Below are 12,837 nucleotides of genomic sequence, written 5' to 3'. Positions count from 1 at the left end.
TGCTCGGCGCGGTGCGGGGCGTACCCCTGTCAGGGGGCCAGGCACGGGTTGTGTGACACCCCGCCAGGCCCAAGATCTACAGCGTCGCGTCTAACGAGTCGGCGGCTTCGCGGCATCGCGCAATGATCCAGAACTCCTGGTTCGCCGGACAGCGGGCCGAGGAACACAGCTTGATGGGGCTGGCGTTGTCTCGTCAGGTCTGGGCACCAGTTGCTGCGACTGCAAAGATTCCCGCGTGGCAGGCGATGGGAACCGGTCGGGTGCACCTGCACCGGACCCCGCCGGTACGTCGCCCCTCGAGCAGCAACACGACGGCGGTGGAACCCGCTGGTTTGCCGAAATCGACATGGACCCGGCTGACCGGCTCCTGGCTCTCGCCCGCGAATGGGACGGACTGCTCGACCAGATCCGCACCAAGCCTGGTTTCGAGAACTTCATGCGCCCCCCATCCATCGACGAGCTTCTCGAAGCTGCAGTGGATGGGCCTGTCATCGTCGTGAACGTCAGCCGCTGGCGCTGCGATGCCATGGTCGTCACCAGTGACGGCGTCCAGGCGGTCCCGCTGCGCGGCTTGAACCTTGCGGAGGCAGACGGGCGGCTGCGTGTGCACCTGGCTTCGCTCGCCACGTTCGACGAAGCCGTTGCAGAGTTCGACCAACACTCGACCGGGCTCTCCGACGGCCGCCTCGACGCTCCCTACCTGGTGCGTCGCCAGGAACTCGGTCAGGCGCGTCGCGACGCCAAGACGCGCCTTGACGCGCAGTTAAGTGAGCTCGTCGGGTGGTTGTGGGACGTAGTGGTCGAGCCCCTCGAGGCGCACCTGCCGACGCCATCACCGGGACCGAAGGACCAGCGGCCGAGAGTCTGGTGGTGTCCGACCGGCCCGCTCGCGTTCTTGCCGCTTCATGCTGCGGGTCGCGGACAGCACTGGTTGCACGATCGGGTCGTGTCCTCAGTGACTCCCACTGTCCGTTCCCTACTTGCAGCGCGGGCGAGGAATGAGGGCTTGAAGCACGGATCGGGTACGCAGCCTGACAGCGACGCCGATGTTGCCCAACGTCTGCGGTTCCTCGTGGCCTCCACCTTCCTCTCGTCCAAGAAGCTTCTCGACGGACCTCTCAGAGGTCTCGCGGAAACTGACGTCGTCACGTGCTCCGAACTCGCAGAACTGCGTCAGCTGCTCCCGGCCTGCGACTTCGTGCACTTCGACTGCCACGGCGATCAGTCCCTAACCGACCCCGCGCAGGGTGGCGTCCAAATGAGTGACGGCGTCCTGCGCGTGTTCGACGTGTCGACGATGCGGGTGGCCGGCGAATTCGCCGGGCTGGCGGCCTGCAAGACCGCAGTAGGTGGGACCGAACTTCTCGACGAGGCCATCACACTTTCCGCGGCGTTGCATGACGCTGGTTTCCGTCACGTCATAGGGACCCTGTGGAACTTGTCGGAATCGGTCGCTCAAGACGCGTTCGTCGACTTGTACAACCGACTCGTCGGCGACGACGGGCGCTTCGACCCCTCCGAGGCAGCACGTGCGCTCGCCGACGCCGTTGACCGTCTGCGCGCGCAGGGAGCAGACCTGCACTCGTGGGCGTCTCTCATCCATATTGGGCCTTAAACAACAACCCGACACCCAAGAAGCATCCGAGAGCGAGAATGACGACATGCCGGATCACGACCTAGACGCTCGGTACCTGTTGCAGACGAGCAGCGAAATCAACGCTGAGGCCACGCGCACCCTCGTCGTAGACCGAAGAAAAGACGAAGTCATCTACCGAGTCAAGTGCCCTGTGTGCCGCGAGGCGGTCGCCGCGGTCGAGTACCCAGGCGGAACGTACCGTGCGATCGCGGTAGACGACCCACTCGGCGACCGAGACACCATGATCACCGTGGCGTCCGAAGATGAGGTGCCGGACCGTTTCAAGGCCGTCGTGCCGATGGCCTGCGGGTGCGGATCGATGCATCCGAAGAGCCCCGAGGGGACAACGGGGTGCGGCGCTACCTGGTTGGTGCCACGGTGACCGCGGAAACGCCTCCTACGGCGATTGAGATTCAAGAAGCGGCGCGGGCTCGCGCCGACCGGCAGTCCCACGAGTTGATTGTGACCCGCGAGCGGGCCGCCAACTGGTCGAAGGGAATCGGGGCGCTCTTGGTTGCGGCTCTTGCGTTCAGCCTGATCAAGGGACGTGACGACCTCACTGAAGTAGACCCGAAGTGGGCAGGAGCGGTCGGTGTGGCGCTCGTGCTGGCCGCAGCGCTGGCAACGGTTGCGGCCTACAGCCTCTTTCGTGCTTCCTACGGCCCGTTGGAACCCTTGAAAGACGTCACCGACCACGCCGAAGCCGTCTCAACCATGACGGCACTCAAGACTGGGCTCGGGTTCGCCGTCGCCGCGTTTGTTCTCCTCCTGGTTGCCGTCGGGGCTACTTGGTACGGCCCAGATGCTGACGGCCCGCGGATCAAAGTGACCGGCAAGGACATTGATTGGTGTGGCGTCCCTCAGACCACCAGCAGCGGCGTGCTGAAGCTCAAGGTCGACGGACAACCGGTCAACATTGACCTGAGCGACGTCGACCGGATCGAAGCCGTCGACTCCTGTCCCGACTAACTGTTGCCGTTATGACGGTCGGCTACCTCTAGTCCGGGGGAGGGTTCGATCTCGCCGGGCGGTGGTGTGACGTTGGTGCTGTGCGGGCATGACGCAGCAGGTCGAAGCGGTCCGCGAGGTCGGGGTGGGCGTGCCGCAGAGCGTCGATCTCGGTGGCTGCCGGCACATCTCGAGACCACAGCTGGGACAGGCTTCCGTCGAGCAGCGGAAGAGCAGCGCGCGGCCCGTCGACTTCGAGGACGACTGCCGCTGCGTCTCGGGCCAGCCCTTGCCAGGGGGAGAGGCGGCGGGTGCGACTTTGAGGGTCGATACCGTGCCAAGCGGCAGCAGGAAGCAGCGCGAGGGCTTGACGGTACAGCTGAGCGGCCTCGAGCGGTGTCTTAACCGACGCGCGTGCTGTCTCGACAAGACCTTCGATTCGAAGCGGCGTGGGCGCAGCGAGGCTGGCTGCGACCTCCCGCCACAGCGTGTGCGCTCGCCCGGCTCGGTCGTTCTCGGGGTGCTCGCTGAGCATTCGCGCTGCGTTGGCAGCGTATGCGGCGTGGGTCGCGTTGCATGGGTCGGTGATCTCGTAGGCCTGCACCGTGCTGTCTACGGCTTCGTCGAAGAGGCCTGCGCGGAACTGGCACAGACCGAGGTTGCTCAGGTAGGCGCTGCGGTCGGGATGGTCGTGCGGACACAACGCGATTGCTTCTTCGGCAGCCTGCAGTGCAACCTGGAGATGGACCGCGGAGCCGAGCTGTTCGAACAGCATCCGCGCAGCAAGCGAGAGGTTCGACAGGGCAATCGGCCCGACCTGTTCGCCTGCTCGTTCAACACCGAGCTGAGCGTGCTTGTAGGCGTTGTGCAACTGGTCGATCTCTTCGGTTGCTTCGAACGCGGTCAACAGGTGCATGGACAAGTTGGAATGCACTGTGGCGCCGCGCGGGTTGTCTGGCGCCGCCGCGGCCGCGGCCTCACCGAGTTCGACCGATGCGAGCACTGCGGCACGATCGCCGGTCCAGTCGAACCACGACATGGCCGTGCCGGCGGCGTTGACTAGTAGGTCTACGCGATCCGCGTGCTGGTTCGGCAACGATTGTGCCGTTGCGCGCGCCAAAGCGAGGGCCTCCTGGAGGTCTTCGATCCTGCCGTAGACGCTTCCTCGGAGGTGCAGTGCTGAGGCGAGGTTGGCGACTCGGGCAGCGTGCCCTGTGGCCGGCCCCGCGGTGGCAGCGCGCCGCCCCAGGTCGATCGACTCGTCGATGTCTTCGCGGCGGCGTCGACGTTCGAAACGTGTGGTCAGAGAGGTGGCAAGGTTGGTGAGTCGCCGGGCCACGTCCAGGTCTTCGGGTCTGGTTTGTCGAACTGCCTCCCGGCCGACCTCGACCGCCTCGTCGAGGAGGTCCTCGTCTGCGTACCAATCGAATGCAGCACGAAGGGCTGCCCCCAGGTTCGACAGGCGCGCAGCGGACGACGGGTCCTCAGGAGGCGTCCGCCTGACTGCTGCACGAGCAGAATCGACTGCGTGGTCGAGATCGGCGCCGCGAGCACCTGCTTCGAACCTGGCCAGGTACGCGACCGCCAAGTTCGCGAAGTCGGCTGCGTTGCCGCGTTCGCTTGAGAGGGTGGCGAACAGGTCGACAGCCTCGTCGAGGGCTGCAACGTCAGATGTCGCCTCGGCAAGGTTGATCAACGCGTTGGCCAGATTGGTAGTGGCGGCTTCACGCACGAGGCCTGTCGTTTCGGGTGAGGCCACGATCCAGCGGCCCAAACCGATAGCCCGGTCGAGGTCGGGCCTGTGTTCGCGTTGCTCGTAGCGGGTTGTGAGGTGGGCGGCGAGATTCGATGCGTACCGGACGGCGCGAACCGGGTCTGGTTGGCTTGTCCTGGCCGTCGCCGGGTCAATCTCGGGGCCCTCAGGGTTGGGGTCTGTGCTGGCTTGATGGAACAAGACCTCGAGGCGGTTGGTGCGGTCGTCGAGTTCGTCGCTGCTGAGCCATTCTGGGTCGCCGAACTCCTCCCACCCTTCGTGGAAGGGGGAGTCGTCGAGCGTCGCGCGGATGGAGTCGGGCACGCGGGATGGGTTCGTGCGACGGACGCGCGCGAACCACTTGAGGCATGGCTCGACTTCAGCGTGGTTGCGCCCTTCGGGTAGCAGGCGTAGTCGTTCGAGATGCGTTCGCGCGAGGAGCGCCGACAGGTCTTCTGAGGCTGCGGACTCGCGGCCGTCCAGATGGGTTTCCAGGCTTCGGAGGGCGGCGTCAACCTCTGGGCTGAGAATGGCTCGTTCGTCGCGTCCGTCCACCCTCTCGGCTAGGGCGCGGACGAGGGTTTCTGCATGCCTTAAGAACGCCTCCGTGAGGGGCGCCGATGGCTCCGCGGATTCACTGTCGTTCGCAGCCACGTCACGTCCTGGGGGGTGAGAATATGCACCTGATTGTCCCGCATGGCGTCACCGATGTCTGTGTCGCGGGGTGTCTGGCTTCCGGTCTGCTGCGTCGTCCGCGCTGAGATCAAACCCGCCCGCGGGTACTCGGGGCGTCGCCTGTTGCGTCGCCGGGTTGGGGGTTCGGTGCCTTGCTGGGTCGTTCGTCAGGTGGTCGCGGGTGGCATCCTTGCCTCGACGAACGTTCATGTCTCCCGGACTGCCATGGCTGTCGCTGCGACCGCGTGATGCTGAACCGGGTGCTGTTTCAGGCTCGCAGGACAAGACACCGTGCTGGAGGAGCCTAGTCTGTGACGCAACGACGGGCCGCGAGTTGGTACTTGGTTGTCAGTTGGACCGTCTAGCAGCTCGCCGACCTGTGGATTGTGGGCGTCCGAACTCCCTAAACCATCGTGCAGAGAACGCTACAAGTCCGGCTGCTACGAGCCCGACGGTCCATGCTGTGACGTTTGCGGTTTGACTGAAGATCCAGGTCCACGGCCGGTTGGCCGACGTCCAGCTCGTCATCTTGGTCTCGGTGACCGCTGCGACTTGGGCGGAAGATCCGGGGTCGTATTCGTCGACCCCGTAGGTGTCGATGACGCCACACGAAGAGCAGACCGACAACTGGTAGAAACCGCCCTCGATGGCGGGCCCACTCGCTTGCGGGTCGCGCAGGAGCTCAGCGTCGAAGATGTTTGCTGGTTCGTCGACGAACGTGCGGAGATCGCCCCAGGGTCTCTCGGGTTTCGCCCAACGCAAGTGGTTGAGGAGAGCTTCGGTGCCGGATGCTTATATCTCGGCTACGGACAATGAACTCACTCGGACCTCTAGGAAGAACAGTCCTACAGCATGAGGAAGTTTGTCCCCGGTTTCTGTCGTCGCCGCAGAGAGCACGGTGGGGTCGATGGAGACGGTAGAGGCTCCCTCGACATCACGCCAAGGTCCGTTGGCTTTGAGCTCGGCACCGCCGCCGGTCGCAACCCGTCCTACGGTCTCTTCATCCAGGGTTCGTATCGCAGTTGCTTGTGGAGGGATTCTCACTGACCACCCGAGATTCTGTTTGGTCTCCCCGGACGGTATAAGAAAGCTGAAGTGGATCGATATGTAGAGTTGAGTATCCCGCAGCGGTCCAGTCGCTGCTTCGTCGTCTTTCTCAACGGTGACGAACATCTGGGTCGCGATGGCGTTGTCGTAGGACGCGGTGACGTCTGGCCAGGCGGACACAGTCGGATCAGGCCGGTGCTCGGTTGTGCCGGACGAGGGCGCGAACATGGCGTGCGCGAAAAACACGTAGAAGGTGATTGTGCCAAGGACGATAAGTGGTACGACTGCGCGCACGATGAACAGCTTCATGAACCCTCGCTTGATGGCGCCTCAGGTCAGGTCTGAATGGGTCACATCAGTTCGTGCGTGCGACCACGTATCGAGGGTGCTCTCCGTCGACGGAGCGGCAACCGACCTGCTGCATACGTATGCCAGAAGTCAACATCAGCCGACCCCGTTCTGTCAGCGAATCGTCTTGGTCCTGCCGTTCCGCGTCGCCTTAAGCCATGAGCGGTCGCCGCGGCGCGAACCGGCCCCGCGCCCGGACCGCCAACGCGTCGCACGCAAGCACCGGGGCAAGTGGCGAACCTGACGTGACGTCGGCTCCGACCCCGGGATTGATGCGCGGCAGTTCCGAGTCGAAGACATCTAGCATTCCTACTACAGGCTCGGCGACCTTCACTGGGTAACACATGTCTTCCTGCCCGCCGCCTCTAACACTGAAGATGATCGTGCCAAGCGAAAGAACCCTGGTTACCACACGACGTGAAGTCCGTGATGTGAACGCGGCATCGGCCAGTTATGTCATCTCGTGGGCGACGTCGCTGTCGGGTCGCGCGCGCCGCACGTCACCGGTCTGGCCTGCCGATACCTTCGGCATGACTTCAACCCCCCCCGACAGTTCCACACTGCACCCTCAGCCGCGATGCGTGCTGCTAGTCAGCGACGACGAGTCGCTCCTCGTCTGGTGTAGCGATCTACGCGAGGCTAATAGGGTGGGCGAAGCAGCGATTTGTTAGCCGGCGGAGTGTCGGCCTACTTGGTTCCGAGTCGAGCGGTGCTATCAGACGATGTCTTGGACGGACTACGCGCCGACTCGACTCTCAAGTCGTTACTTCGGGCGCACGGCCAGGTAGGACGCACGCTCGACAGTCGGCCAGTCGGCCTCAACCGCCGGGCGAAGTTCGCCGTCGCGCTTTCGACATCTGAGGCGTCGGCAGCCCGGACTACGTCGCCTGGGTCACGAACCAGCAGAGCCCAGATGGGCGTCCCGCCCCGAACTCTGCCGATGGCATACGAGTGACACATCCGTCACCTGACCCCGGAGGCCCGTCATGAGACCAACCCAGACGACACCGCACCAAGCCGCGCAATGGATCATGGAAGCCCACGCCGACAACATCGTCGGCAACATGAGCGAACGCGAACACACCGGCTACCTGACGGCCCTCGAGCTGGTGTGCGACGAGATGGACGCGTCCGACCTCCGGCGCACGTTGGGTGCGGTGGTCGACATTGCTTGTGAGCTCGTCTTGACGTTGGCTGACAACGATGTCGATGACGACAAGCTCCTTGAGCTGGTCCGTCACGGGCGTGGGCGCCTTCATGTTGTAGGAGGGCTCCCGTCCCATCCTGCGACCATCGATTCAGGCCCTGCGTTCCGGCTGGCGGAACTGATCGCCAACAACGACGTGTGGGCGCACAATGTCGGCGCGGACGAGGACGCACGGGTTCTAGACGCGTACGAGATGAGCTACGAGGAGGCCGAAGCCGCGATCTCTACTCGTACACTCGACCAACTGTTCCTGGTCGGCTACTACCTAGGCGAGTTCAGCGAAACGCTCCGCGAAGCAGGCGCCCAACTCGCTCAGGAACAACCCCCGTGCCTTTCCCCTGACGGCGCCGCCTGCCGCGGACACATCACGTGTCGGAGCGCCAAGATCAGGAACCAGTCTCGTGCGCTGTGTGGCTCAGCGGCAGGCTCGATGAGCCACGTAGCAGACATACATCGAGAGTTCTTCGCTACCTCGGCTCCGAGCACAAAACCGAAGTCCAGCGGGGACTAATCTCTGAGTCGGCGACCTTCCAGGGCTCTCGGTGGGTCGAAAGTCCGCCGGTAAAGACCCAGGATCTTGTCCCTGACTCTCTACGACGGTCGAGGTGCTCGCCGGTCTATTCGGAAGACGGTGGATGGGTCAAACGCCAGCCAGGGTCGGGTGAGCCCGCCGCAGCGATGGCCCCTCCGCGAAGCCAAAATTGGATGATCGTTTCAGGCGGTTCGATGCCGTGGAGGAGGGCGTCGCACTGCGGCGAAGCCAACAGGGCAACGGCCGCCGCCGTGTATGACGGCCACTCCGGTCGGGTCTCGGCGGCGGCGACCCAGCGTTGACGAAAGGTTCGGCGAACCACGTCCTCTGAATCGCTGACCCCGTAGTCCACGAGGTCCTCCCAAGCGTTGACCGCGGCACTGCCGTCGATGCTCGCCTCCAAGTACAGAGCGCCAACACCCGGGACGGCTTCGTCGAGATCGGCAGCCTCACGCAACGAGTCCTCGACTGCGGTGTCGTAGGTCGCCAGAAAGACCGTGCGGAACACAGCGACGTCACAGGCATAGTCGAGGGCTTTGCTGCGGGGGAGCGCATCAGCGCGCTCAACAAGCTCGTCGCGTAGCCCGTCGTTGAGTTCGTGTCTCGTCCACGACCGCCAGATGTCGTCGCACAGGCTCAATAGCTGATGTGCGGCCCCCTCGACGTCCACCAGCCCAGGGTATCGGGATGCAAGCACGCCGGGGCCAGCTGTCGCGAGACTGCGCGACTACCCACGAGCGGTCATTCTCTTGGTGCAGTCAGTCGTCCCAGGTGGGCGCGGCCGAGCGCGATGAGCCCGGTCTGGTTGGGGCGATCGCGCGGTGGTGGGGGGCCCGCCGCGCGTGCACCGTCCTTCGGCTGAACGCCCAGCGCGACACCGTCCGCTGGGGCGGGATGCCGTCTCATGCGCACGCTCATCTCGGTAGCCGTTCTGCCCTCACACTGACATTTAGTGGTTGCGGAGACTCCAGCGAGTCCAAGGGGCCATCTCCCGACGAGGTTTCAGTGAGCGAGGCGGCTGCACTCGAGGCCGAGGAAGAGGCTGAGGCCGCCAAGCAGGCAAAGATCGAGGCAGACGCGGAGAAGAGACGCTCGCCCGGGCAGAGGCGACCTACAAGTCGTGTTCCTCGTTTACCCAACCCCAAATCGACGCGCTTCAGCAGATCTCGTCGCGACTCAACATCGGAATGCACTACTCCGAGTACGGCGACTACCTCGGGGACGCGCAGGTCGCCTACGACGGTGTGTTCGACGGGCCAGACTTGGATCGTTCCTGCCTGCTGAAGGTGGCGGTGCCGCTCGAGTTGGCCATCAATATCCACCTTGATGTCCTCGGTCTCTTGGGTGACTGCATCGATGAGTACGCCTGCGACTTCAGTGACGGCAAGACGAATGACACCGCCCAGAGGGAGTGGATCGGAGCTGACAACGTCCTTGACCGGGCCAAGACTGGGCTCGCGCGCCTCGCGCCCTAGGTATCTCGGCCAGGAGGTTGGTGACACTCCGGGCCGGTTGTTGACGTAGCAAAGATCTCCGGGTGCGGTGGGTGCTGTCTAGGTACCTACCGTCCCGAGGTCTTCGTGTCCCAGAGTAGTGCCCGGCTGAACGTTCGCGGCCGGCAACTGCTCGTCGAACGCGTCTGCCAGCAGGGCTGGGCTGTCGCCCACGACTCCAAGGCGCAGGGGATCTCGCGCCATTCGCCCACCGCTGGGGCCGAACGGTTCCTGGACGAGGGCGAAGCCGGCCTCCAGGACCGCTCGTCGCGTCCTCATCACTGCCCCAACCACACCCCGATTGAGGTCGAAGAAGCGACCGCGACTACGCGTCGTCAGCAACGCCGGGGCCAGGACTGGATCGGTCCCGAGCTCGGTGTTGCGGCCCGGACGGTCTCACGGGTTCCGCGCCGTCACGGCGTGCCGTACCTTCCCGAGTGCGACGCGCCGACCGGTGAGGTGATTCGAACCTCGAAGACCATCGCGGTGCGCTACGAACGTGACCGTCCGGGCGAGCTGACCCACGTCGATGTGAAGTAGGTGTGCAAGATCCCTGACGGCGGTGGCTGGAGGCCCACGGTCGCCAGATGGGATCAACGAGCGCGAAGAAGAAGGCCCGGATCGGCTACGACTACGTGCACTCGATGGTTGATGACCTCTCCCGACTCGCCTACTCCAAGATTCTCCCCGCCGAGAGAGGGCCGATCTGTGCGGGGTGCATCCTGCGTGCCGCGGAATACTGTGCCCGCCACGGCATCAGCCCTATCGAGCAGGTCATGACCGACACCGCTTCTCCTACGGCAAGTCCCACGACGTCGGCGAGGCCCTCGCTATGTTCGGCGCAAGCACAGGCTCATCGAGCCCGACTGCCCCTGGCAGAACGGCGAGGTCGAGACGTTCAGCCGGACCCTGCAAGTCGAATGGGCCTACCGCCAGTTCTTCCTCACCAAAGCGGCCCCCGGCGAAGATGCCTTCACCGGGACGCTACACCTCGAACGACCTAGTCCGGACCTCGTCTTCATGGACTTGCAGCATGGCTACTTCTGGTCCAGCCAGGTCGGTCGGCATTGGGCCCCACAACTCCCGAACCGGATCGGAGCACCAGTCCGTCACTTGGCGATTCAGTACTGCAGCGCTGGAGTTGGCCCCAGACTGGCCCACCGTCTCCGCCGGTGGTCGGACGCTGGCACACGGGGCGACGCGCCTCGAGCGCGTACTGGACGCGGCAGGGTCGGGCGGTTCGCTAGAGGGAGATGCCCGAGGCAGTGCAGACTTCGTCGGAATCCGGCGCGCCGAGGGCGATCGCAGGTCGGCTTGCGCTTTGAGTCCGTAAAACTGTGCCCCGCGACTGGCTGAGCCAGTACAAACTGAACTCATGAGCAACCAGCGCGTGGGCGTCGGACCCAGTTTGGAAGCCATCCGGTCAGCACGGGCCGAATGGCGGCGGTCTGTGGTTCGTCAACTAAAGATAGTTGTCTTTGCTGCTTTGATTACCTGTGTGACTATCGTTCTCGTTGCGGGGCCCGACAAAGTGGCTCTGACTACGAATTCGCCGGAAGTAGCTCTTAGACACATCGACTGGTCAGGCCGATTGGAGGAGGGGTCCGCAATGACAGCGGTCACCGGCCTAGTCGCACTAGTTGGTGCACTCTCGGTAACGCTGATGGTTGCACCGAGGGTCACGCAAGAGCGGTCTTTGGTCGATCGCGTTGCGTTGGTGCAGTGGGGCGGTTTCACGACCGTCATTAATGCGATTGTTGCAGGCGCGGCAATAGGGGTTGCAACAACGCAACTTGCGTCGAGCGATCGTGCTGGCGGGATTGTGATGCTGCTGATGGCATCCTCTGCGAGTGCGATCGCGGCAATTTCAGTTCAGCGAAGGTATGACAGGTACCACGGTGGCATGGGCGCGGCGGAGATGGCGGAACTGCGTTCGATCGCCTCAGAGCTGAGGTCGCGTCATTCGCGAGCCGTGTTTCATTCGGGACGGCGTCGTTCAGACGAGACGGGCGATATCTTGCGAGTGGTCCTATCGATGGGAGGCGTGTATGCGGTGTGCATGTCTGGAGTGATGCTGAAGATCGCATTGGATGGAGGCTGGAATGTGGCCAGCACCTCAGAGTGGTTGCAGTTGTTGTTAGTTGCAGCAATCGTATGGATAATCTCAATATCTTGCATCTACCCTTGGTATTACGGGCTATATCGGTGGACTCGAGCAAGATTGGAATCCCGTCGTTCCGCGTGGCTACGGTGGTGGGCAGTGCCCTTGGGACCGATTATCTGGTCGTTAATCTACGGGACTGGCTCGGAAAGCGCTTCCGACGCTGTTCTGGTTCTTGCGGTCACCGTGGTCCCAGCAACCATCGGTGGTTTTTTCTTCGTTGCTTTTGCTATGTCTGGTCGTGGGCCGTGGGCCGGGGTGCCGCGCAGCGTTCTCCGCGCCGTGCGTAGAGAGTTGCGAGTCGCGTCGAATCGGCACGACGACCTCGAACGTATCGTCGTTCCTATCGCGTAGTTGCGACGGGTTCTGCGGATCGAGTCCTCCGCACGAACGGAGTTGCACTGCTTTGGACGGCTGAACAAAGTTGCGATCTCTGTGGATAGATGCAAGGTCGAGCGCGGGAGCGCGGAAGTTGCGCCGCTCTGGATTAGCTCGGGCATCTAAGACGCATAGGTCTATTGTCAGTCCGCGCAGTCGACCTATGGAATACGGGGTGTGGACTGGCGGACGAACGTGTCTGGATCGCGGCCGAACGCACCCGTCCCCAGTGTCTCCGTGTCTTGACCAGTGACGACTGAGTGACACCCTCTGCGTCCGAGTATGAACAACCGAGCAGCATCGCTGCCCGTACGAGCGATGCCTAGCGCGCTGCCACGAACTCGGTGAGTCGTCGTCGTTGCCGCTCGCAGTAGGTAGACAACACGGCTCGTGATATTGGTCCCGCAGAAGACGAGCGCCGCCTCAGGTCGCCGGGCACGTAGCGCCTCAGGCAGGCCTGATCTGAGCGCGTCCCGAGCTGGGTCGGCGTGCGCGGTGTCATCGCCTACGCTGCACGTCATCTCCCTCGGTCAGTGGTTGCTTCCGGAACCGGGGAGGGCTGCGCGTAGACCGACTGAAACTTATCGTGTGAACCCGGATCCGGGCTCGCATGGACCGACCGACTAAGCGCTGCGAAGCATCACGCTTGGGTCAGTGCT

General features: G+C 63.7%; 10 protein-coding genes. 7 read left to right on the top strand and 3 right to left on the bottom strand.

Annotated features, from left to right (window positions below):
* The first annotated feature begins 235 nt into the window (after positions 1-235).
* From E4623_RS03520 to E4623_RS03510, 3 genes are read left to right on the top strand one after another with little or no spacing between them, the layout of a single operon-like run.
* A complete protein-coding gene (locus E4623_RS03520; protein WP_134765095.1) occupies positions 236-1,615 on the top strand; it encodes a CHAT domain-containing protein in 1,380 nt (459 codons plus the stop codon).
* A gap of 46 nt (positions 1,616-1,661) precedes the next feature.
* On the top strand, positions 1,662-2,018 hold the full coding sequence (locus tag E4623_RS03515; RefSeq protein ID WP_134765094.1) for a hypothetical protein: 357 nt from the start codon (positions 1,662-1,664) through the stop codon (positions 2,016-2,018).
* Positions 1,988-2,605: a hypothetical protein gene (locus E4623_RS03510; RefSeq protein ID WP_134765093.1), complete on the top strand. Its 618-nt coding sequence runs from the start codon at positions 1,988-1,990 to the stop codon at positions 2,603-2,605. Before E4623_RS03515 ends, E4623_RS03510 begins: the two co-directional genes overlap by 31 nt.
* Positions 2,606-2,633: 28 nt before the next feature.
* Here the strand turns inward: E4623_RS03510 and E4623_RS03505 are convergent, their stop codons facing one another.
* Positions 2,634-4,892 carry a tetratricopeptide repeat protein gene (locus E4623_RS03505; protein ID WP_167736450.1) on the bottom strand — a complete coding sequence of 753 codons (2,259 nt, stop codon included), beginning with the start codon at positions 4,890-4,892 and terminating at the stop codon, positions 2,634-2,636.
* Between the two features lie 912 nt (positions 4,893-5,804).
* On the bottom strand, positions 5,805-6,368 hold the full coding sequence (locus E4623_RS03500) for a hypothetical protein (RefSeq protein WP_134765091.1): 564 nt from the start codon (positions 6,366-6,368) through the stop codon (positions 5,805-5,807).
* A 1,025-nt stretch (positions 6,369-7,393) separates the two neighbouring features.
* Between E4623_RS03500 and E4623_RS03495 the strand changes: the two genes are divergently transcribed.
* A complete protein-coding gene (locus E4623_RS03495) occupies positions 7,394-8,125 on the top strand; it encodes a hypothetical protein (protein WP_134765090.1) in 732 nt (243 codons plus the stop codon).
* Positions 8,126-8,231: 106 nt separating this feature from the next.
* On the opposite strand, the gene E4623_RS03490 is transcribed toward E4623_RS03495, so the two are convergent.
* Positions 8,232-8,816 carry a hypothetical protein gene (locus tag E4623_RS03490; RefSeq protein ID WP_134765089.1) on the bottom strand — a complete coding sequence of 195 codons (585 nt, stop codon included), beginning with the start codon at positions 8,814-8,816 and terminating at the stop codon, positions 8,232-8,234.
* A 517-nt stretch (positions 8,817-9,333) separates the two neighbouring features.
* Here E4623_RS03490 and E4623_RS03485 point away from each other — a divergent pair.
* From E4623_RS03485 to E4623_RS03475, 3 genes are all read left to right on the top strand, one after another.
* Complete coding sequence (locus E4623_RS03485) at positions 9,334-9,621, top strand: hypothetical protein (protein WP_134765088.1); 288 nt, start codon at positions 9,334-9,336, stop codon at positions 9,619-9,621.
* 105 nt (positions 9,622-9,726) lie between these two features.
* Complete coding sequence (locus E4623_RS03480; RefSeq protein WP_167736449.1) at positions 9,727-10,179, top strand: leucine zipper domain-containing protein; 453 nt, start codon at positions 9,727-9,729, stop codon at positions 10,177-10,179.
* An 835-nt stretch (positions 10,180-11,014) separates the two neighbouring features.
* A complete protein-coding gene (locus E4623_RS03475) occupies positions 11,015-12,154 on the top strand; it encodes a hypothetical protein (RefSeq protein ID WP_134765086.1) in 1,140 nt (379 codons plus the stop codon).
* Positions 12,155-12,837 lie beyond the last annotated feature (683 nt).

The organism is Nocardioides sp. 1609 (assembly GCF_004522105.1).
Lineage (GTDB): Bacteria > Actinomycetota > Actinomycetes > Propionibacteriales > Nocardioidaceae > Nocardioides.
The sequence above is the reverse complement of the archived record's forward strand: the minus strand, read 5'-3'. Positions and strand labels throughout refer to the sequence as shown.

What these genes read in the sequence shown, in the direction of transcription:
- E4623_RS03515 (WP_134765094.1), top strand. Translation starts at nt 1,662, where the DNA reads ATGCCGGATCACGACCTAGACGCTCGGTACCTGTTGCAGACGAGCAGC.
- E4623_RS03500 (WP_134765091.1), bottom strand. Translation starts at nt 6,368, where the DNA reads ATGAAGCTGTTCATCGTGCGCGCAGTCGTACCACTTATCGTCCTTGGC.
- E4623_RS03495 (WP_134765090.1), top strand. Translation starts at nt 7,394, where the DNA reads ATGAGACCAACCCAGACGACACCGCACCAAGCCGCGCAATGGATCATG.
- E4623_RS03485 (WP_134765088.1), top strand. Translation starts at nt 9,334, where the DNA reads ATGCACTACTCCGAGTACGGCGACTACCTCGGGGACGCGCAGGTCGCC.
- E4623_RS03475 (WP_134765086.1), top strand. Translation starts at nt 11,015, where the DNA reads ATGAGCAACCAGCGCGTGGGCGTCGGACCCAGTTTGGAAGCCATCCGG.